At 64.3% G+C, this 20,065-nt stretch carries 17 protein-coding genes and 1 tRNA gene; 10 read left to right on the top strand and 8 right to left on the bottom strand.

Features of this window, described 5'->3' with window-relative positions; all coding sequences use genetic code 11:
• Positions 1–3,579 (bottom strand): transcription-repair coupling factor, encoded by a 3,579-nt coding sequence (gene mfd, locus O4220_RS13485; RefSeq protein WP_269605408.1) that lies wholly within the window; start codon positions 3,577–3,579, stop codon positions 1–3.
• Positions 3,580–3,794: 215 nt separating this feature from the next.
• The gene (locus O4220_RS13490) at positions 3,795–4,364 is read right to left on the bottom strand and encodes a TetR/AcrR family transcriptional regulator (protein WP_269604952.1); all 570 of its coding nucleotides are present in this window, start codon (positions 4,362–4,364) and stop codon (positions 3,795–3,797) included.
• Between the two features lie 55 nt (positions 4,365–4,419).
• Here O4220_RS13490 and O4220_RS13495 point away from each other — a divergent pair, with 55 nt between their 5' ends.
• Positions 4,420–5,400 (top strand): alpha/beta fold hydrolase, encoded by a 981-nt coding sequence (locus O4220_RS13495; RefSeq protein WP_269604954.1) that lies wholly within the window; start codon positions 4,420–4,422, stop codon positions 5,398–5,400.
• Between the two features lies 1 nt (position 5,401).
• Here the strand turns inward: O4220_RS13495 and O4220_RS13500 are convergent, their stop codons facing one another.
• Positions 5,402–6,046: a ScbR family autoregulator-binding transcription factor gene (locus O4220_RS13500; RefSeq protein WP_032395696.1), complete on the bottom strand. Its 645-nt coding sequence runs from the start codon at positions 6,044–6,046 to the stop codon at positions 5,402–5,404.
• A gap of 189 nt (positions 6,047–6,235) precedes the next feature.
• Positions 6,236–6,874, bottom strand: a complete 639-nt coding sequence (locus tag O4220_RS13505) for a TetR/AcrR family transcriptional regulator (protein ID WP_269604957.1) — start codon at positions 6,872–6,874, stop codon at positions 6,236–6,238.
• 254 nt (positions 6,875–7,128) lie between these two features.
• On the opposite strand from O4220_RS13505, the gene O4220_RS13510 reads away from it, so the two are divergent.
• From O4220_RS13510 to O4220_RS13550, 9 genes are all read left to right on the top strand, one after another.
• Positions 7,129–7,199: transfer RNA gene (locus O4220_RS13510), tRNA-Gln, on the top strand.
• A 54-nt stretch (positions 7,200–7,253) separates the two neighbouring features.
• On the top strand, positions 7,254–8,738 hold the full coding sequence (glmU, locus tag O4220_RS13515) for a bifunctional UDP-N-acetylglucosamine diphosphorylase/glucosamine-1-phosphate N-acetyltransferase GlmU (protein ID WP_269604959.1): 1,485 nt from the start codon (positions 7,254–7,256) through the stop codon (positions 8,736–8,738).
• The gene (locus tag O4220_RS13520) at positions 8,735–9,718 is read left to right on the top strand and encodes a ribose-phosphate diphosphokinase (protein WP_269604962.1); all 984 of its coding nucleotides are present in this window, start codon (positions 8,735–8,737) and stop codon (positions 9,716–9,718) included. The genes glmU and O4220_RS13520 overlap by 4 nt, the downstream gene beginning before the upstream one ends.
• A 147-nt stretch (positions 9,719–9,865) precedes the next feature.
• Positions 9,866–10,498 carry a hypothetical protein gene (locus tag O4220_RS13525; protein ID WP_269604964.1) on the top strand — a complete coding sequence of 211 codons (633 nt, stop codon included), beginning with the start codon at positions 9,866–9,868 and terminating at the stop codon, positions 10,496–10,498.
• 18 nt (positions 10,499–10,516) lie between these two features.
• Positions 10,517–11,713: a sensor histidine kinase gene (locus tag O4220_RS13530; protein WP_269604966.1), complete on the top strand. Its 1,197-nt coding sequence runs from the start codon at positions 10,517–10,519 to the stop codon at positions 11,711–11,713.
• A complete protein-coding gene (locus O4220_RS13535; protein ID WP_269604969.1) occupies positions 11,710–12,372 on the top strand; it encodes a response regulator in 663 nt (220 codons plus the stop codon). The genes O4220_RS13530 and O4220_RS13535 overlap by 4 nt, the downstream gene beginning before the upstream one ends.
• Before the next feature lie 93 nt (positions 12,373–12,465).
• A complete protein-coding gene (locus O4220_RS13540) occupies positions 12,466–13,218 on the top strand; it encodes an ABC transporter ATP-binding protein (protein WP_269604971.1) in 753 nt (250 codons plus the stop codon).
• Positions 13,215–14,594 (top strand): ABC transporter permease, encoded by a 1,380-nt coding sequence (locus O4220_RS13545; RefSeq protein WP_269604972.1) that lies wholly within the window; start codon positions 13,215–13,217, stop codon positions 14,592–14,594. The genes O4220_RS13540 and O4220_RS13545 overlap by 4 nt, the downstream gene beginning before the upstream one ends.
• Positions 14,595–14,780: 186 nt before the next feature.
• The gene (locus tag O4220_RS13550) at positions 14,781–15,638 is read left to right on the top strand and encodes a DUF559 domain-containing protein (RefSeq protein ID WP_269604973.1); all 858 of its coding nucleotides are present in this window, start codon (positions 14,781–14,783) and stop codon (positions 15,636–15,638) included.
• Between the two features lie 104 nt (positions 15,639–15,742).
• Here O4220_RS13550 and egtD read toward each other — a convergent pair whose 3' ends face one another.
• Genes egtD through egtA form a run of 4 tightly spaced genes read right to left on the bottom strand, consistent with a single transcriptional unit; the run spans position 15,743 to position 20,015 of the window.
• Positions 15,743–16,711: an L-histidine N(alpha)-methyltransferase gene (gene egtD, locus O4220_RS13555; RefSeq protein WP_269604974.1), complete on the bottom strand. Its 969-nt coding sequence runs from the start codon at positions 16,709–16,711 to the stop codon at positions 15,743–15,745.
• Complete coding sequence (egtC, locus tag O4220_RS13560; RefSeq protein ID WP_269604975.1) at positions 16,708–17,457, bottom strand: ergothioneine biosynthesis protein EgtC; 750 nt, start codon at positions 17,455–17,457, stop codon at positions 16,708–16,710. Before egtC ends, egtD begins: the two co-directional genes overlap by 4 nt.
• A complete protein-coding gene (gene egtB / locus O4220_RS13565) occupies positions 17,458–18,762 on the bottom strand; it encodes an ergothioneine biosynthesis protein EgtB (protein ID WP_269604976.1) in 1,305 nt (434 codons plus the stop codon).
• Positions 18,759–20,015: an ergothioneine biosynthesis glutamate--cysteine ligase EgtA gene (gene egtA / locus O4220_RS13570; RefSeq protein ID WP_269604977.1), complete on the bottom strand. Its 1,257-nt coding sequence runs from the start codon at positions 20,013–20,015 to the stop codon at positions 18,759–18,761. Before egtA ends, egtB begins: the two co-directional genes overlap by 4 nt.
• Between the last annotated feature and the right edge of the window lie 50 nt (positions 20,016–20,065).

The following is a 20,065-nucleotide window of genomic DNA, read 5'->3' on the forward strand; positions in this document are numbered from 1 at the left end:
CTACACCCCCACTGTTTGCTCCAACAAGACCGACCGAGATGGCTTACCGTCCAAGGATAGGATGAGATCGGCGATGAACTGCACCAATTCGACGTCGCGTACGCGCGCCGCCCCCACTCCGCCACCCTCGACGCGCGGCAGCGGCAACTGCACCACCCCGGTCGTCGCCCGGTAGGTGGCGCTGGGGTAAAGCCGCTTGAGGCGAATCTGCTTGGAGTCGGGCAACTCCATCGGAGCCAGTTTGACCTGCGTTCCGGCGACGTTGACGTCGGTCAAGCCGTACTCCTTGGCAATCAGCCTCAACTTCGCGATGGAGACCAGGCGGCCGACCTCCTCGGGCAGCGGACCGTACCGGTCGACGAGTTCGTCGATGACGGCGTCGATCCCGGCAGAATCGGCTGCCGCAGCAAGCTTTCGGTAACCCTCGAGGCGCAACCGGTCGCTGGTGACGTAGTCGGGTGGAATGTTGGCGTCGACGGGAAGGTCGATGCGCACTTCCTTCGGAGCCTCGTCGGTCGTGATGGGCTTCCCGTCCGCAGCGGCGCGGTAGGCCTCGACCGCCTCACCCACGAGCCGCACATACAGGTCGAATCCAACCCCTGCGACGTGCCCGGACTGCTCTGCGCCCAGAACGTTTCCGGCACCACGGATCTCGAGGTCCTTCATCGCAACGGCCATACCGGCACCGAGGTCGGAGTTCTGCGAGATGGTCGCCAGACGATCGTAGGCGGTCTCGGTGAGCGGCTTCTCGGGCGGATACAGGAAGTACGCGTAGCCCCGTTCACGGCTACGACCGACGCGACCTCGGAGCTGATGCAGCTGGGACAGGCCGAGCGAATCGGACCGCTCGACGATCAGCGTGTTGGCGTTCGAGATGTCGAGGCCGGTCTCGATGATGGTGGTACACACCAGGACGTCGGTCTCGCGCTGCCAGAAGCCCTGCACGGTACGCTCGAGTGTCTCCTCGTTCATTTGACCGTGCGCCGTCGCTACCCTGGCCTCGGGCACCAGATCGCGAATCTTCTTGGCGGCCTTGTCGATCGAGCTGACGCGGTTGTGCACGAAGAACACCTGGCCGTCACGCAGCAACTCGCGCCTGATGGCCGCGGCGACCTGCTTGTCGTTGTACGCGCCGACGTACGTGAGCACCGGGTGCCGCTCTTCGGGCGGGGTGAGAATGGTGGACATCTCACGGATGCCGGCCAGGCTCATCTCGAGGGTTCGAGGGATCGGCGTGGCAGACATCGTCAGCACGTCGACGTGGGTTCGAAGCGACTTGATGTGCTCCTTGTGCTCGACGCCGAAACGCTGCTCCTCGTCGACGATGACCAGACCGAGGTCCTTCCAGGCCACACCGGTCTGCAGCAACCTGTGTGTTCCGACGACGATATCGACTGTGCCGTCAGCCAACCCGGCCATGACCTCCTTGGACTCGGAACCGTGTGTGAAGCGGGAGAGCCCCTTCACCGTCACCGGGAACGACGCCATGCGGGCGGTGAAGGTCTGCAGATGCTGTTGCGCCAGAAGCGTTGTCGGAACCAGGACGGCCACCTGCTTGCCATCCTGCACAGCCTTGAACGCGGCGCGCACTGCGATCTCGGTCTTGCCGTACCCGACGTCGCCGAGAATGACGCGGTCCATCGGAACCGCCTTCTCCATGTCGGCCTTGACGTCGGTGATAGCGGTCATCTGGTCGACCGTCTCGGTGAATCCGAACGCATCTTCCATCTCCAGCTGCCACGGAGTGTCGGGCCCGAAAGCGTGACCGGGAGCTGCCTGACGAGCCGCGTACAGCTGCACCAGCTCACCGGCGATCTCGCGAACTGCCTTGCGCGCCTTGCGTTTGGTGTTGGCCCAGTCGGATCCGCCGAGCTTGCTCAGAGACGGCAGCTCACCACCGACGTAACGGGAGAGCTGATCGAGCGAATCCATGGGGACGAACAGGCGATCCCCGGGATGGCCGCGCTTGCTGGGTGCGTACTCGACGACGAGATATTCGCGTCGGGCACCACCGATGGTGCGCTCGACCATCTCGACGAATCGGCCGATTCCGTGCTGATCGTGCACGACGCTGTCGCCGGCGACGAGCGCGAGGGGATCGACCTGATTACGGCGCTTGGCCGGAAGCTTGCGACCCTCCCCCGCCGCGGCGACGCGGTTGCCGGTCAGATCGCTTTCGGTGACGACGACAAGCTTGGCATCCGGGAACACCAGCCCGTCGTGCAACGATCCACACAGGACGTTGACGACGTCGGCGACCGGAACGGCACCGGAATCGAGATGCGCTGCAGGCACTTCGGCCTCGGCGAGGCGTTCGATGATGCGGGTGGCGGTGCCTGCGCCGGCCACGGAGATGACGGCGCGACCCCCGGTGGCGATGTGTGCCCGCAGAGTCGCGAACAGGGCCGTCAACGCTTCTTCGGATCCCCGCACCTCCGGGACCGAGTCGACGGCGAGCTCGACTTCTTCGCCGTTTCCGGAGGCGAGCGGGCTGATGGTCCACCACGGCCGGCCGTGCACCTGCGCGGACTCGCGAACCTGTCGCAGAGACCGATATGCCGAGGCCCCGAGATCGAGGGACGCACCTTCGAGGCTGGACGTGTCGAGGGTCGACGTGTCCAGCGGCGCAGCTCCACCGATCGATGCTGCCGTCCAGGATGCTTCGAGGAACTCCTGGCCCGTGCGCACCAGATCTGTTGCGCGCGTGCGGATTCGCTCAGGGTCGCAGAGCAGGACGTGCGTTCCGGCGGGGAGCGTATCGGCGAGCAGTTGCAATTCGCCCGGCTGCAGCAGCGGAAGCAGTGCTTCCATGCCCTCCACGGGGACGCCGGCGGAGAGCTTGTCCAGCATCTCCACCAGCGCAGTGTCACCGGCGTTGTCGGCGGCAAGCACTGCGGCGCGGTCTCGGACTTCCTGGGTGAGGAGCAACTCGCGGCACGGCGGAGCAATGACCAGATCGACCTCGTGATCGGGCAACGAACGCTGATCGGAGACCGCGAACGCGCGGAGTTCGGTGATCTCGTCGCCCCAGAATTCCACGCGCACCGGGTGATCTGCCGTGGGCGAGAAGAGGTCGAGGATGCCGCCGCGGACGGCGAACTCGCCGCGCTTGCCGACCATGTCCACGCGCAGGTATCCGAACTCGACGAGTCGGTGGATCAATCCGTCGAAGTCGATGTCCAGCCCGACCTTCAACGTCACGGGTTCGATCTCGCCGAGACCAGGTGCCATGGGCTGCACCAGCGAGCGGACGGTGGTGACGATGACGCGCAGAGGATCGCCGTAATCGATGTCGCCGGGACGAGCGAGCCGGCGGAGCACGTCCAGTCGCTTGCCGACGGTGTCTGCACTCGGCGACAGGCGTTCGTGCGGAAGCGTCTCCCACGACGGGAACATCACGACGCCGCCGCCGAGGATCTGGCGGAGTTCGTCGGTGAGATCGTCCGCCTCACGCCCGGTGGCGGTGACGATCAACAGCTGAGTGTGCTGCGCGATCGCGGCCGCGACGAACGGGCGAACCGAGTGCGGTCCGATCAGGGTGTGCTCGGCGGTTCCGATCGCGTCGGCGACGGCCACCATCGACGAATCCGTCAGCGCAACGCTGGCCAGACCCGACAGCTGCAGCGCCGCGTCGGGAACGATCGGGGCCGGCCCGGATGGCGAAACGGCAGGCAGAGAATCGGAAGACAACAGCAATGCTCCTACAAGCGATTCGAGGCGACGGCTGCGCATGCACAGTCAGGATCGAGTCTATGGGAGTACGCCGACACCACGGCAGGCGGGAGACACGGGGCTCAGCTCACAGCTGCGTCGAGCATCGCGGCGAGCGACTCGCCGGCCGCAGCCGTGTCGTAGTCCGGGTCGTGCAGACATTCGGTGACGATCGCATCGATCGCACCGCCGGTGATGATGGCGAGCGTTCGTGAATCGACACCGTCCGTCCCACGTTCACGGACCGACGCGTCGATGAGGTCGGCCAACGGCCGCCATCGCTGCTCCGGCGTGTGCCCGGGCGTGGAGTTGGCCATCGCCTCGATCAGCATGCGCGTGTGCCGGGAGTGAGCGCGGAGATGACCGACCATTGCGCGGACGTACGCCTGAGGGCCGTCCTGCGCGCCGACTGCCCCGACTGCCGCCGCCACGTCCTCGACGAGAGCATCGAGAACGAACCGATACGCAGCTTCCACCACCGCATCCTTGGTTCGGAAGTGGTACAGCACAGCCGCTTTGGTGATGCCGGCGTTGTCTGCGATGCGCGCGAGCGAGACGTTCGAATAGCCGTGCTCGGCGACCGCAGCGATCGTGACGTCGATCAACTGCGCGCGCCGGGTGCGTTCGATGAAGGTCGGTTCTCTCGTTGCCACGGACGCCAGCTTACCGTACGGTCAAAATACTTACCGATCGGTTAGGAGACCGGACATGCATGATCGAGTCCCGAAATCACGCCGTCGATACCTGAAGATCGCTGCCGGGGCGTTGACCGTCGGCGCGCTCACCCTCACGTTCGCACTCCGATCCCCCTCACCTGTCGGGCACTGGAACAGCGCGGCGAGCGAGGACCGATATCTCACGGCATACGATCGCGCGTTCCAGGACTTGCCTGCTCCAGCGAGCACACTCGACATCAGAACCGATTACGGCGTCGTCCGCGTCTATCGGTTTGCCGGCACCGGCGGCTCGACGCACCCGCTGCTGCTTCTGCCCGGGCGGTCCTCCGCGACCCCGGTCTGGGCGGCAAACCTGCCGGGCCTGCTGACGATCGGGGATGTCTACACCGTCGATCTACTGGGCGAACCGGGTCGCAGTATTCAAGAACGTCCGATCTCCGGTGACGAGGATCAGGCGAACTGGCTCGCGCAGACCCTCGCGGCTCTGCCCGCCGACAAGGTGCACGTGATCGGGCTGTCCATCGGCGGGTGGACCGCGGCGAACCTGGCACTGAACAACAGCTCCCACATCGCCTCCCTCACACTGATCGACCCTGTGGAGGTCTTTTCCGACATCCCCTGGAGCACCGCGATCCGCGCCCTCCCTGCCGCAGTCCCATGGCTGCCGAAGTCGTGGCGAGACGGCTTCAACTCGTACACGGCGGGCGGTGCGGAAGTACAGAACGTTCCGATTGCAGACATGATCGAGGCCGGGATGCAGGGATACTCGCTGAAACTGCCGCAGCCCACGCGAATCACCGAAGAACGCCTTGCGACACTCGACGTACCGATACTGGCCGTCATCGCAGGAAAGTCCGTGATGCACGACGCCGAAGATGCCGTCGCCACGGCAGAACGAGCAATTCCCGACGGGACCGTGCGGCTCTATCCCGACGCCTCACATGCCGTCAACGGCGAATATCCGGATCGGCTTCAGGGCGATATTGCAGACTTCGTTGCGAAGAACTCGTGAATTACGGGCCGAAGCGGATGACTCGACGGGCAGCGAATTCACGGAAGTAGTCCAGTTTGTTGGCAGGCACCAACGCCGGAAGCAGGTAGTACCAGAGGCGCTCCATACGCGAGGGCAATTCCTCGGTGGTGGAGGTGGCGACCGCCACCATGTGCACGCCGGTGAGAATCTCGAGTACGAGCGAACCGATGGTGCGTGAATCGGAGTTGGGATCGATGTCGCCCTGCGCGATTGCCTTGGCGGCGAGCCTGTCGAACGACTCACTCCACCCGGCCATCACGTTGCCCTCGGTGCCCCGATAGTCACCGATCTGATGGCTCAATCGGAGCATTGCCGAGACCATGGGATCGCTGACCGAGAGGTCGACGACGATGTAGGAGATGCCGATAGCCGCCTCGAGTGCGGGAATTCGGCCGTCGTTGAACTGTGAGCAGGCCGTGGTCAGACGAGCGTTGCCCTCGTCGATGACCGCACGCGCCAATTCTTCCTTCGAACCGAAATGGAAGTACAGCGCGCCTTTGGTGACCTGCGACTGAGAAATGATTTCGCTGAGGCTCGCGTTCGCGTACCCGAGGCGCAGGAAAACGTTCGCTGCGCCCGCGAGCACGGTGTCGCGGGTTATTTCAGCGCGGGCCTGCCTGACCATGGGATCCGCCTTCGCAATTCTGTACTGCCACTGCGCAAATTACGCCCGAACGGTACCACTGAGTGGCTTTACGTCTCATGCCAACATGCATCGGTCCGATTGAGTACCACGCCGAGAGTGACGGAGCTCTCACGGACGACAAAGGGGACGATACCCCCTCTTTCGCCACGAAGAGTCGAAACCGGGTACTCATTCCTCGGTCAGTCGAGGGTCCGCTTCCAGGTTTGTCAACCCGTTCCAGCACAGGTTGACCACGTGTGCCGCCACCACTTCCTTGGACGGGGTACGCACGTCCAGCCACCACTGCGCCGTCATCGACACCATTCCGACCAGGGCCTGGGCGTACATCGGGGCGAACTCGGGATCGAGGCCGCGGCGCGAGAAGTCTCCGGCCAGCATGTGTCCGACGCGTCCGATGGCTTCGTTGAGCAGGGACGAGTACTTGCCGTCCTCGGCAGAGGCCGGGGAATCACGAACGAGAATGCGGAAACCGTCGGTCCGATCCTCGATGTAGGTGAGCAGCGCAAGGGCGACACGTTCCACGCGAATTCGCGACCGATTGAGATCGAGAGATTTGGTGATCATCCCCAGCAACGTGGACATCTCACGGTCGACGATGACGGCGTACAGACCTTCTTTTCCGCCGAAGTGTTCGTAGACGACCGGCTTGGACACGTTGGCGCGTCCGGCGATCTCCTCCACCGACGCGGCCTCGTAGCCACGTTCGGCGAACAGCGTCCGTCCCACCTCGATCAACTGTTCACGTCGTTGCGTCCCGGTCATGCGCACCCGAGGTGTGCGTTCCTGTTCGGAGGCTGCGCCTGTCATCGAAAACCGCTTCCGTTACCGACCCTGTGCATCGTCAGACGTCGGATCGACGCCCCCCACAGCCTACCGATGCCCGATCCATCCGATTTATCCGTCGTGAGGGCCCAGCCGGAACGAGGCAGGCGGTCTGTTACGCGTCGCGGTTCGACTCACCACCACCTCTCATGCGAGGATCGGTGCGCTCAGTGGGAGCGCAGCGGCTAACGAAGGCGTCGTTCGATTCGTCGGCCACTGTCGCCACCGTTGGTCGATTATCCGCCGTGGTGTAATGGCAGCACCTCTGATTTTGGTTCAGATAGTTCAGGTTCGAGTCCTGGCGGCGGAGCGAGCAACATCATTCACGCTTGTCCGTCTTTCGCGTTACCGCCTGAGGAGCTCAATGCCTGTGCAGACCGCCGTGGTCGTTCTCGCTGCGGGTGCAGGTACCCGAATGCGCTCGAAGACCCCGAAAGTTCTGCATCCTCTCGCCGGACGCACGATGCTCGCACACGCCCTCCACGCGGCCGCCGACCTCGGACCCGACCACCTGGTGACCGTCGTCGGACACGATCGTGAACGAGTGTCTTCCGCCGTACACGATCTCGCAGCCACCCTGGGCCGCACCATCCATACCGCCGTTCAGGATCGGCAGTTGGGAACCGGCCACGCCGTGCAGTGCGGCCTGGCAGCGCTGCCGGACGACTTCGAGGGCACCATCCTCGTCACCGCAGCCGACGTCCCGCTGCTCGACGGCCACACACTCAAGGCCTTGCTCGACGAGCACCTGAGCGCCCCGCGCCCGGCGGCTGCGACGGTGCTGACCTTCGTCCCCGACGACGCCAACGGCTACGGCCGCATCGTCCGCACCGATGACGGAGAAGTGGCCGAGATCGTCGAACACGCCGATGCCACCCCCGCTCAGGTACTGATCGGCGAGGTCAACTCCGGTGTCTACGCATTCGACGCGGTGGCCCTGCGCACCGCACTGGGCAAACTCAGCACCGCCAACGCCCAGCACGAGCTTTATCTGACCGACGTCGTCAAGATCAGCAAGGCCGACGGCAAGGCCGTCTACGGCACCCAGCTCGCCGATCCCGACCTGGTGGTGGGCGTCAACGACCGTGTCCAGCTTTCGCATGTCACGTCGGTACTCAATCGCCACATCATCGAGCGGCACATGCGGGCAGGCGTCACCGTCGTGGACCCGTCGACCACGTGGATCGACATCGATGTCACCCTCGGCGCAGACGTACGTCTCGAGCCCGGCGTCCAGCTCCACGGCAAGACTCACATCGCCGACGACGCGATCGTCGGGCCCGATTCCACACTGCGCGACGTCGAGATCGGCGAACGTGCGTCGGTCGTCCGCACCCACGCCGAGCAGACCGTGATCGGCCCCGACGCGACGGTCGGGCCGTTCGCCTATCTCCGTCCCGGATCCCGCATCGGCACCGGCTCGAAGATCGGCACGTTCGTGGAAACGAAGAATTCGACTATCGGCGATCACTCCAAGGTCCCCCATTTGACGTATGTCGGCGACGCAACCATCGGTGATCACTCCAATATCGGGGCCTCCAGTGTCTTTGTGAACTACGACGGCGTGAACAAGAGCCGCACAGTAGTCGGTTCGCACGTCAAGACAGGCTCGGACAACATGTTCGTGGCCCCCGTCCGAGTAGGGGACGGTGCCTACACCGGAGCCGGAACAGTGCTCCGCAACGATGTACCACCGGGGGCGCTCGCCGTCTCCGCTGGTTCCCAGCGCAACATCGACGGCTGGGTCGAGAAAAAGCGTCCCGGCACGGCATCAGCGGACGCTGCGGCACGTGCACGGGCAGCCGAGTCGGCAAACGCGTACGAACTAGAGGACGGCGAAAAGCAGTGACCACCCCTAATTGGATCGACAACCAGAAGAACCTGATGTTGTTCTCTGGCCGAGCACATCCGGAGTTGGCCGAGCAGGTCGCCAAGGAACTCGGAGTCGAGATCACCCCGCAAACGGCACGGGACTTCGCCAACGGCGAGATCTTCGTGCGCTTCGAGGATTCGGTCCGTGGCTCGGACGCGTTCGTTCTGCAGTCGCACCCGTTCCCGCTGAACACCTGGCTGATGGAACAGCTCATCATGATCGACGCCCTCAAGCGTGGATCGGCTAAGCGCATCACCGCGATCCTGCCGTTCTACCCGTACGCCCGTCAGGACAAGAAGCACCGCGGCCGCGAGCCCATCTCCGCTCGCCTCGTTGCAGATCTGCTCAAGACCGCAGGTGCCGACCGCATCATCACCGTCGACCTGCACACCGATCAGATCCAGGGCTTCTTCGACGGCCCCGTCGATCACATGCACGCGCACAGCCAGCTCGCCGATCACATCCGTGGCAAGTACAGCCTCGAGCACATCACCGTCGTCTCCCCCGACTCCGGCCGCGTCCGCGTCGCCGAGAAGTGGGCGGACTCCTTCGGCGGCGCACCGCTGGCCTTCATCCACAAGACGCGCGATCCGCTGGTGCCCAACCAGGTCAAGTCCAACCGCGTCGTCGGCGAGGTCGAAGGCCGCACCTGCATCCTCATCGACGACATGATCGACACCGGCGGCACCATCGCGGGTGCGGTCAAGGTGCTCAAGGAAGCCGGCGCGGGCGACGTCGTCATCGCCGCCACTCACGGTGTCCTGTCCAATCCGGCCGCCGAGCGCCTCGCCAACTGCGGTGCCAAGGAAGTCGTCGTCACCAACACCCTCCCGATCAGCGACGAGAAGCGCTTCGAGACGCTCACCGAGCTGTCGATCGCACCCCTGCTGGCCCGCACCATCCGCGAGGTCTTCGAAAACGGTTCCGTCACCAGCCTTTTCAACGGCAGCGCATAACAATAGGTCTGTTTCGCTCGACCGGAACCCGCCCCACCCACTCTCCGTCCGCACTGCATGAACTACGTCACGTCGGTGACCGGAATATGCAGCTCGCGAGCCGGGGGTGTGTGGGGCGGGTTTTGTTGTCACCTAAGATGACTCGTCGTGATCGACGCGCACTCTCTCAACGGCCCGGCTGGAACTACTACCGTCAGAATTGCTCGATGGACACCGGGCGGGTGCGTCTGGTGCGGCAGCACCGACAGCGTCGAAACCTTCCGGAACGAGCCTCGCTGCGGTCTGTGCCGCGAGAAGGAAGCCGTCATCGACGAGGCCAAGCACTTCATCGGCATGTACGGTCTGCGACCCTTGGGCGGCACCCTGGCGTCCGAGGACGACGAAGAGCGCGAGTACCGCGTCACCGCCCGCGACGCGCGTGAGGTCCTCAACCGCATTCGGCTCGAGAAGCTCCCCGACCCGGCCGCCGTGCGCAAGGCGTTGCGCCCCAGGGCCGCTGCCGCGGTGAATGCACCGGCCTCGCCCACATCGACATCCGCTCCGGCGAAGGCACCGACGAAGAAGTCGCAGGCCGGTGTCACCGGAATCGATGCGATCGAACTGCAGTCCCGCGTGGAGAAGTTGCTCGGCCAACTCACCTCGGTCGACCAGCAGATCAGCGCGCTGGACGGCGTACAGGGCCTCCCCGCGCGCGCCCGCATGAAGGATCTCGAACGTCAGCGGACCACCGTGCTGACAACACTGGCTGCGCTCGAGAAGGCTCGTCGCCGCACCAACTGATCCACGTAGTCTGATCGAGTGCTGCGCAAGCGTTCGATCTCACGGCAGGTGCTCGATGCCGCCTATGCGGTCGTCTTCGTTCTGCTGCTGCTGGCGTCCACCCGCGACGGAGTCGCCGGTACCGCAGGTGTGGGTGTTCTGGTCGGGTTCGGCATTGCACTGGCCATCCGGCGCCGATCACCACGATGGTCCTTGGCGCTCGCCTGGGTGCTGGCCGTCGTGCAGATGGTCGGCGGAGTGCTCCCCCTGTCGGCGGATACCGCGATCTTCGCGATTCTGTACTGCTCGGCTGCGTACGGCGACAACGTGGTTCGACGGCTCGGGCTCGTCTCGGCCGTCGTCGGCGGAGTGATCGCAGCGCTGTACCTGGTGTTCGTGAACGGAAATCCGTTCGGCGGGCCCGTCGACGAAGGGTTCGAGGAGCCCGGCCTGGCTCAGTTCGCCGTACTCCTCGCTGCCCTGTGGGCCATGCTCGGCTTGTCCTGGGCATTGGGTCGACTCGCCTACGCCCGGCGTACAGCCATCGAATCGGCACATGCCCGCGAGCTCGCCGAGGTGTACCAGGCGCGAGCCGAGCAGGAAGTGGCAATCGAACAGGAGCGCAACCGAATTGCTCGGGACATGCACGACATCGTCGCGCATTCCCTGGCCGTGGTGATCGCTCAGGCCGATGGCGCACGCTACGTGCGTGCACTGGACCCCGCGGCCGTCGATACTGCACTGACGACCATCTCCGACACCGCGCGCGAGGCTCTGTCCGACGTTCGGGTGCTGTTGGGGCAACTCCGCCACAGCCAAGGCGATCTACCGACCCCCGGTCCGGGCGACCTCGAGCGTCTGGTCGACCAGATGCGCGCCACCGGACTGAACATCGACTCCTCGATCGGCACCGGCGAAGTGTCATTGGGTGCCGGCGCGCATCTGGCGCTCTACCGCATCGCGCAGGAATCGTTGACCAATGCACTGCGCCATGGCGATCCGAACGCGCCGGTGACCGTCGCCATCGAATCGGATTCTGCCGGCGTCGAACTGACGGTACGAAACAGGGTGTTCCCGGGTCCGCCCGCCGCGGAATCATCCGGCCACGGAGTAGCCGGCATGAAGGAACGCGCCAGCCTCTCCGGCGGCACGTGCACTGCGACCGGCGACGCCTCGTCATGGACTGTGACGGCGTGGTTACCTGCCACCACCCCCTCGACGAAGGGCACTACGTGAGTTCCGATCGCATCAAAGTTGCGCTGGTCGACGACCAGCAGCTGTTCCGAGCGGGCATCCGAATGCTCATCTCCTCGCAGACCGATCTGGAGTTCGTCGGGGAGGCGGGCAACGGACGAGAAGCCGTCGAACTCGCAGCGTCGGCAACTCCCGACGTGATGCTCATGGACATCCGGATGCCGGTGCTCGACGGTATCGCCGCGACCGAGCAGATTCTGGCGGCCTCCGACACTCCTCCGCGCATTCTGGTACTCACGACGTTCGACCTGGACGAGAGCGCTGCTCGGGCCATTCGTTCGGGCGCAAGCGGATTCGTGCTCAAGGATGCCGACCCGGAGTTTCTGCTCGCTGCGATCCGCACGGTCCATGCCGGGAACTCGGTGATCGCCGCGTCCGCGACGACCGGTTTGCTGGCGCATTTCACTCCGACGCCTCCGGTTCCGACGGTGCCGGCCGCGTTCGAGACCCTCACTGCGCGGGAGAAGGAACTCTTCCGGCTGACAGCCCGTGGGTTGAGCAACTCCGAGATCGCCGAGCTGGAGTACTTGAGCGAGGCGACGGTGAAAACACATATCAGCCGCATCTTCGCCAAACTGCACCTGCGTGATCGGGTGCAGCTGGTGGTCTACGCATTCGAGCACGGACTGAACTCGCCTTGACCTTGGGACTGACGCCGAAGTCATCCTGCAGATGTACGAGGCGAAGACTCGCGCCTGATTACTTCGATCCGGTGAATTCATAGCGTTGTGGGCATGACGATCACAGCAGGCCCTGTTGCACGGGCATTTCAGGTCAGTAAGCATTTCGGCGACTCGTCCAATCCGGTGAGCGCGCTCGACAATGTGTCTCTCGACATCCACGGCGGCCAGTTCACCGCCATCATGGGACCGTCCGGTTCCGGCAAATCGACGCTCATGCACGTCATGGCCGGGTTGGACAACGCCAGCTCGGGTCACCTGATGCTGGCCGGTGCAGACATCACCTCGGCCGACGACGACGCTCTGACGACGTTGCGACGCAAGCAGGTCGGCTTCATCTTCCAGTCCTTCAATCTTGTTCCCACTCTCGATGTTCGGGGCAACATCTTGTTGCCTTTCGAGCTCGACGGCCGCGCACCCAGTGAGCAGGAGTCGGCCTGGATCGAGCAGCTCATCGACACCCTGGGACTGCTGGATCGGGTGAACCACCGTCCACATCAGCTCTCGGGCGGACAGCAGCAGCGCGTCGCGATCGCCCGCGCGCTGGGTACCCGACCGCACCTCATCTTCGCCGACGAGCCCACCGGCAACCTCGATTCCCGTACAGGCCGCGAGGTTCTCGGCCTACTGGCCGCGGCGGTGCGCGAGTACGGCCAGTCGATCGTCATGGTCACCCACGATCCCATCGCAGCCAGTTACGCCGATCGCATCGTCTTTCTCGCCGACGGGCGCATTGTCAACGAACTGGGGCGTTCGAGCGCGGAACAGATTTCGAGCTACATGCTGGGAATGGAGCACGCATCATGAATGGGTTGACTTCTGATCGGGCGTCGAAAGAGCACGGTGCCAGCATTCTGGTGACGTCGCTGGCGTCGTTCTTCGGTGTGGTGCTGATTCAGGCGACCGCGTTTCTGGTCGATATCTTCGGGGACACCGACGGCGCTGCCGTCACCGCGCTGTACAGCGTGGCGTTGGTGTTCATCGGCTTGGCGTTGTACGTCGCGGCGGTGGTCACCTCGAACACGTTCGCCACTATCGTCGCGGGGCGCACCCGCACCATCGCACTACTTCGACTGTTAGGAGCCCGCTCGCGTGACCTGCGCCGATCGGTTGCACGCGAGGGCCTCGTCGTCGGATTGTTCGGTGGCGCAGTCGGTATGGTTCTCGGCGTCGGCGCGAGTCACCTGGCCCGGGCCGTCGCGGTCTCTGCCGGTCAGCTGCCGGATATGCAGTACACGACCGTTCAGCCACTGGTGGTCCTGCCGGTGGTGATCGTGGTGCTGACGACGACCGTCGCGTCATATGTGGGGTCACGAAAGGTCCTCGACGTCACACCCGTTCAAGCAACCGGAGGTGCTGTCGACACAGGTATAGAGGCTCCGCGGTCGCGTCGGATCAGGACCGCGCTCTCGATCGTGCTCATCGCCGGCGGCGTGGCTCTGCTGGGGCTCGGAGTCATGATCGGGATGGTCAATCCGAGCGGTGTTCTGGTGGCGTTCCTCGGTGGCGTCGCGTCGTTCACCGGAATCATGGTCGGGGCGTACCGAATTCTGCCCGCGACGCTGAGGCTGGTCGGAAAACTGTTCGGCCGTGGACCTGCGGCGAGATTGGCCTCGGCCAACGCAGTTCGCTATCCGGATCGCAGTACCCGAACCGCGGTGGGACTGTTGATCGGGGTGACGTTGGTGACGACGTTCGCGGTCGCGATGTACAGCTACCGTTCGATGCTCGTCGACGAATACGACGAGGCCACGGTCGGCCAAGTGCTCACCGTGACAGTAGGAATCATGACCGGACTCATCGGTTTCTCGGCCGTCATCGCGGCGGTCGGGATGGTGAACAACCTGCTGCTGAGCATTCTGCAGCGTACCCGCGAGATCGGTCTGCTGCGTGCACTCGGATTCACCCGCAAGCAGGTTCGAGCGATGATCGTCTCGGAAAGTACTCAGATGGTGGTCGCGTCGATGGGCTTCGGTCTGATCCTCGGCATCGTGTACGGCTGGGCCGCAGCACAATCGCTGCTGGGCTCACTGGATTCCCGCGGGCTCACCGCGCCTACCCTGCCGTGGGCGGTGATAGCCGGAACAGTGTTGTGTGGTGGACTCCTCGCACTCGGGGCCTCGTTGACCCCGGCGCGACGTGCCAATCAGATCTCGCCGGTACTCGCATTGGCGGACGCCTGATCTCGAGGTTTCGGGCCGGGCCGTAGTGCGCACTATCGCCGCCGATCGACGGGATCCCGTCGATCGACGGTCGTAGTGTGCACTCCTACCCACTTCGACGGCGGAGGCCTGTGGATAACGTCATCGAGTTATCCACAATTGCGAGATTGCCACTGTTGCGGAGGCCTCGCAGCCGCAACGGTAGCAATGGGGGTTTACACGGTGCAGCAACTGGTGGCGCAAGGGCTCAGTACGAGCACGATTTCGAGGCGATCGCGGTCGGGAGAGCTCGTACGCCTGCTGCCGAAGATCTACGCGACGGAGAAACCGGACTACTTCGGACTGTGCACCGGCGCAACTCTGTGGAGACCGGATGCCGCACTGAGCCACGAAAGTGCGGCCTGGTTGTGGGGACTGATCGACTACGAACCGCGGCTGGTCACTGTCACTGTGGCTCCGAACACTCAGTCGAGGTCGGTGCCCTGGATTCGCATTCATCGCCGACGCCTCGTCGAGGTCCAGCTGCACCGAGGCCTGCGAGTCGTGTCATTGGAGCAGACATTCGTCGACGTCGCGACCTCGTTGTCGACGCCCGATCTCGAAAAGTTCTTCGACAGCGCCATCGACCATCATCTGCCGTGGCAACGGGTCGCCGAATTGTGTGACACGGCCAAGGGAATGCACGGGATGGCTGCCGTCCGCAAGCAGCTTCGAACGTGCTGCCCCAGAACACGATCCGAGCCGGAGCGCGTGGTAGCGCGGGCGTTGACGGCTCGCCACTTCACGATGGAGATCAACGCGCGCGTCGGTAAGTTCTACGGCGACCTGGTCGACTACCGGGCGCGAGTCATCGTCGAAATCGATGGCCGAGAGTTCCACACGGATCCCGAAACATTCAACAACGATCGTCGACGGCAGAACGAGTTGGTACTCGACGGATGGTTGGTGCTGCGATACTCGGCCGCAACGGCGCTTGCGGACCTCGATCGCGTCGTGGACGAAATCATCACCGTGGTGCGGCGTCGCCGAAAGTCGATCGCAGGAAAAGATCGTCGGCTGCCCTGACCGGACGCATGCATCGGGCATGGTTGCGCACTACCGACGCCGATCGACGGGATCCCGTCGATCGGCGGTCGTAGTGTGCAGTGGAGCCCGCTCTGCTGGACCTGCTAGCCACCCTTGCGCGCGAGAATGAGCGCGAAGCGGGAGTCGGTGTCGGTCCACAGATGGTCCACGTCGAATCCCGCTGCGGCGAGTTCTTCGGTGATACCTTCCGGCCGAAACTTCGCCGAGATTTCGGTGCGCAGATCCTCACCGGCGTCGAAGTGCACGTGCAGATCGAGATCGGCGAGATAGACCTCCTGTGGCGACGTTGCGCGTAACCGCATCTCGATCCACTCCTGCTCTGTGTTCCAGAGCGCAACGTGCTCGAACGCATCGGTATCGAAGTTGCCGTCCAGGCGGGAATTGATGACCGACAGCACATTTCGATTGAATTGCGCCGTCACCCCTGCCGCGTCGTCGTACGCCGGAACGAGAACCTTCGGGTCGATGACCAGCCCGACACCGAGTAGCAGGTGCTCTCCTGGATCGAGCGCGTCGGCGATGGCCTTCAGGAATTCCTCGCGCTCCTCGGGGATGAGGTTGCCCAGGGTGCCACCGAGGAACGCAATCGTCCGCCGAAGGCCGTCCGGCAGATTGTGCAGCGTGTCGGTGAAATCGCTGACGATGCCGTGCACCTCGAGAGCGGGGAACTCCTGTCCGATCTGCTCGATGGCTCCCTCGAGAGCGGTGACCGATACATCCTGCGGCACATAGGTTGTCAACGAACCGTGCTTGACCCCTGCGGCGAGCAGGATCTTCGTCTTCTCCGACGAGCCCGAACCCAACTCGATCAACATCGTCGATTCGGTTGCCTCGGCGATGTCGAGGGCATGTTCTTCGAGGAGCGCCCGCTCGGTGCGGGTCGGATAGTACTCGGGCAGCACGGTGATCTGCTCGAACAGCTCGCTTCCCAGTGCATCGTAGAAGTACTTGGGCGAGAGCCACTTCGGCGAGGACGTCAACCCGTCTCGCACGTCCTTGCGCAATTCGTCCACCAGTGCTGTGTCTGCGAGGTGTACCTCGACAGTGCTCATGTGTGCTCCTCTTCGTCGAGACGGGAAACGGTGAACTTCGATGTCGTGGCAACGACAAGACTGCGGTCGTCGATGTGCGTCCAGTCGGCACTGTCGTCGGTGGGTTCGGACGCGATGGTGACGGCGTCATCGGAACGACGGACCGACAGCGCGTGATGCACTGCGGTGGCGTACATGTTCTCTCCATCGCCGAGGAGAAAGTTGAGCCTCGACCCCGGCGCGCGCTCTTCGATGCGCCGAACCAGCGTGGCCAGGGCCACGGCCGGTTTCAGGGTCACGAGCAACTGCCGCAACACCATCCAGACTGCCGCCGCGTCGGTCGGAGCAGGCAACGTGAGTGCATCGACGACCGGCACCTCGGACCACAGGTCGGTCAGCGAGTGGGGCCAGCCGCGGACCACACCGTTGTGACTGAATGCCCACCGGCCGTCGGTGAACGGTGCACAGGCCGATCGCTCCACCGGCATTCCCACCGTAGCCGATCGCACGGCGGCGATCACCGATGTCGAATGGAGCTGCGGCAGAACATCATCGACCGCCGGGTCGGTCCAGATGGGCATGGGATTGCGGTAGCTGCGCACCGCACCGTCCTGCCACCACGCGACACCGAACCCGTCGGCATTGATGGTGCCCCCACCGCGCATGTCGTTGGGGGCATACGACTGCACACGCAGACTGTGATCACCGTCGGTGAGCACTCCCCCGACGGACATGCGGGGGCCGAGATACCCAAGATGACGGCACATTCAGCTGGGCTCGACGTCGCGGGCCAACCGGAACCCGCTGAAGATCTGCCGGCGAATCGGGTGATCCCAGTTCCGAAATGTGCCCCGACACGCAACCTCGTCGGTGCCGAACGAGCCGCCGCGCAACACCTTGTAATCGCCTCGCAGAAACACCTCGGAGTATTCGGCGTAGGGGAACGCCTCGAATCCGGGGTACGGCTCGAAGTCCGACGACGTCCATTCCCAGACGTCACCGATGAGGTGGTGCACACCGTCGGCGGACGCGCCGTCCGGATACGCGCCCACGTCCGCCGGTTCGAGGTGCCGCTGATTGAGATTGGTATGCGCCGCAGTGGGTTCGGCGTCGCCCCACGGGTAGGCACGGCTGGTACCGGTCTTGGCATCGAAGCGCGCGGCCTTCTCCCACTCCGCCTCCGTCGGTAGGCGCTTGCCCGCCCAGCGGGCGTACGCGTCGGCCTCGAACCAGCACACGTGCACGACGGGTTGGTGCGGACGCAGCGGACGGCGCACCCCGAAGCTACGACGCCACCAGGTGCCGTCGGAATCGCGCTCCCAGAACTGCGGAGCGCGGAGGTCGGCCTCGACGCGGTGCTGCCAACCCTTCTCGGTCCACAGATCGCGGCGTCGGTAGCCGCCGTCCTCGATGAACTCGACGAACTGCGCGTTGGTGATCGGGGCGCGGTCCATGGCGAACGTCGGCACATGCACCGTGTGGGCCGGACGTTCGTTGTCCAGCGCCCACGGGTCGAGGGAGGTGCCCATCGAGAACGACCCACCGGAGATGATCGCCTCACCCGAGACCTGCACCGCAGACGTCGGGGGCGCAGGAGCAGCGAGAACAGCCGGCCCCGAGCGCAATTGATGCGTCGCCAGCATGGTCTCGTCGTGCTGCTGCTCGTGCTGCGCGATCATGCCGAACGCGAATCCGTGCTTCTCGACCGGTCGGCCCTCGAACGTGCTGCGGTCCAGCACGTCCCAGGCCTTGTCTCGAACGGTCTGCACGTATGCGCGCGCCTCGTCCGGAGTGAGCAAGGGAAGCGAGGTGCGCGAGGAACGCGAGTGTTTGAATGCGTCGTAGAGCTCGTCGATATCGGGACGAACGGGATCACGACCCCCGACATCGCGAACCAGCCAGAGTTCTTCCTGACTTCCGATGTGCGCGAGATCCCAGACCAGAGGGCTCATCAACGGCGAATGCTGAGCCATCAGTTCGGTTTCGTCCACGCAATCGGTGAGTGCCGCGCTGCGAGCCCGGCTACGACCGAGGACCGTTTCTATCCTGTTCCTGAGTTGTTCGGCGCTCACACCGATTCCTTTCGGTTCTGAAAATCCGGTGATGCCGTATCGAATTCGCTGGGAGGCTCGCCGGCTCGGCATCGGCGAGCAGCTGCCGACAGGTAGTCGGCGTACTCATCGCCGCATTCCGCCGCGAGGTTCAGCAATTCGGTTGCGGCCGAACGGAGATCACGGTCACCGAGCCCGATGCGAGCCGCGTCGAGCCAACGCCCGGCGGTCCCTGCTCCGATCTCGGTTGCGCGAGCCACCAGCTCGGGTGTCGACAACAGCGCCTCGAACGCCGCCGCAGGGATTACCCACTGCCCGTCCGGTTGGGCATCGAGGTAACGGATCTCGAGGTGCCCGCAGGCTCGAACCTGAGGGAACAGGGTGGTCAGGTGATAGTCGAGATCCCCGTATGTGGGGGCGCGCCCGACGGCACCTGGATCGGCCAACCACTGTGCGAACGTCGTACCCGCAGGCGCTTCCCAGTTCTGGTCGACGCCCTGTATGCAGAGCAGCGGAACGTCGAGAGCCCACCGTGCATAGTCGGCAATCGGGTCTCCGGTACCGGGAACCGCGGTTCTGCTGGAATCCGTTCTACTGGAATCGAGTTCGAGCCACGTCCGCATTCGCTGGGACGCCCACACTCCTTCGGGGGCTCCTTCGAGTTCGGGGGATCGCGCGAATGCGGCCACGAAAGCCGGGCCGATGACATGGAGCATTCGCCAACGCGCCGCAACCTCGGCCCGATCACGACCGGCGTCGACACTCACCTGCGCCGCAGCCGTGTTGCACATCATCAATTTGCCATAGGGACCGATGGTGGTGAATCGGTTCTCCATCGCGCAGTATCTCGGCAGGGCGAGGAGTCGTTCGGGAGCGCGCGCGGTATCGGCCGGAACCGCGAGGATGCTGATGCCGGAGCCGTCGAGCATCTCTCGCAACAACCCGGCATCGGCGTCGAGCATCGATGCGAGATCGGAAACGGATGTATAAGGCGAACTGGACAATTCGACTTGGCCGCCGGGTTCGACGGTAACGATACTTCCGCCCGGCAACGTCAGGGCGGGTGACTCGGGGGCAATACTGCGCGGGGAGTGATCACCGAGTGCAGTGGCAAGCGAAGAGAGGCTGGGACGCGTTCCGTCGTCGAGTGCAGTGAGCCACTCGAGTTCGGCACCGATCAGGGCCGGTGGACCCAGCTTGAAACACACTTTCGACACGTATGCCTCGGCTGCTGGGCGTGTGCTCAGCTCGAGGGATTTTTCGTTGGACGACACTTTTTCCTTCTTTCCGCACTCACCACGTTCTTCGCTACCGAACGTACCCA

This window comes from Rhodococcus ruber (genome assembly GCF_027270735.1).
Taxonomy (GTDB): Bacteria; Actinomycetota; Actinomycetes; order Mycobacteriales; family Mycobacteriaceae; genus Rhodococcoides; species Rhodococcoides rubrum_A.

Bases quoted from the DNA above. Each gene is read 5' to 3' on its own strand.
- mfd (WP_269605408.1), bottom strand. From the start codon at position 3,579: ATGGTGGCCGTCGCCGACGCGATCGGAACCGCCGAGCACACCCTGATC.
- O4220_RS13495 (WP_269604954.1), top strand. From the start codon at position 4,420: ATGCATGATCGAGTCCCGAAATCACGCCGTCGATACCTGAAGATCGCT.
- O4220_RS13500 (WP_032395696.1), bottom strand. From the start codon at position 6,046: ATGGTCAGGCAGGCCCGCGCTGAAATAACCCGCGACACCGTGCTCGCG.
- O4220_RS13505 (WP_269604957.1), bottom strand. From the start codon at position 6,874: ATGACAGGCGCAGCCTCCGAACAGGAACGCACACCTCGGGTGCGCATG.
- glmU (WP_269604959.1), top strand. From the start codon at position 7,254: ATGCCTGTGCAGACCGCCGTGGTCGTTCTCGCTGCGGGTGCAGGTACC.
- O4220_RS13540 (WP_269604971.1), top strand. From the start codon at position 12,466: ATGACGATCACAGCAGGCCCTGTTGCACGGGCATTTCAGGTCAGTAAG.
- O4220_RS13545 (WP_269604972.1), top strand. From the start codon at position 13,215: ATGAATGGGTTGACTTCTGATCGGGCGTCGAAAGAGCACGGTGCCAGC.
- O4220_RS13550 (WP_269604973.1), top strand. From the start codon at position 14,781: ATGGGGGTTTACACGGTGCAGCAACTGGTGGCGCAAGGGCTCAGTACG.
- egtD (WP_269604974.1), bottom strand. From the start codon at position 16,711: ATGAGCACTGTCGAGGTACACCTCGCAGACACAGCACTGGTGGACGAA.
- egtC (WP_269604975.1), bottom strand. From the start codon at position 17,457: ATGTGCCGTCATCTTGGGTATCTCGGCCCCCGCATGTCCGTCGGGGGA.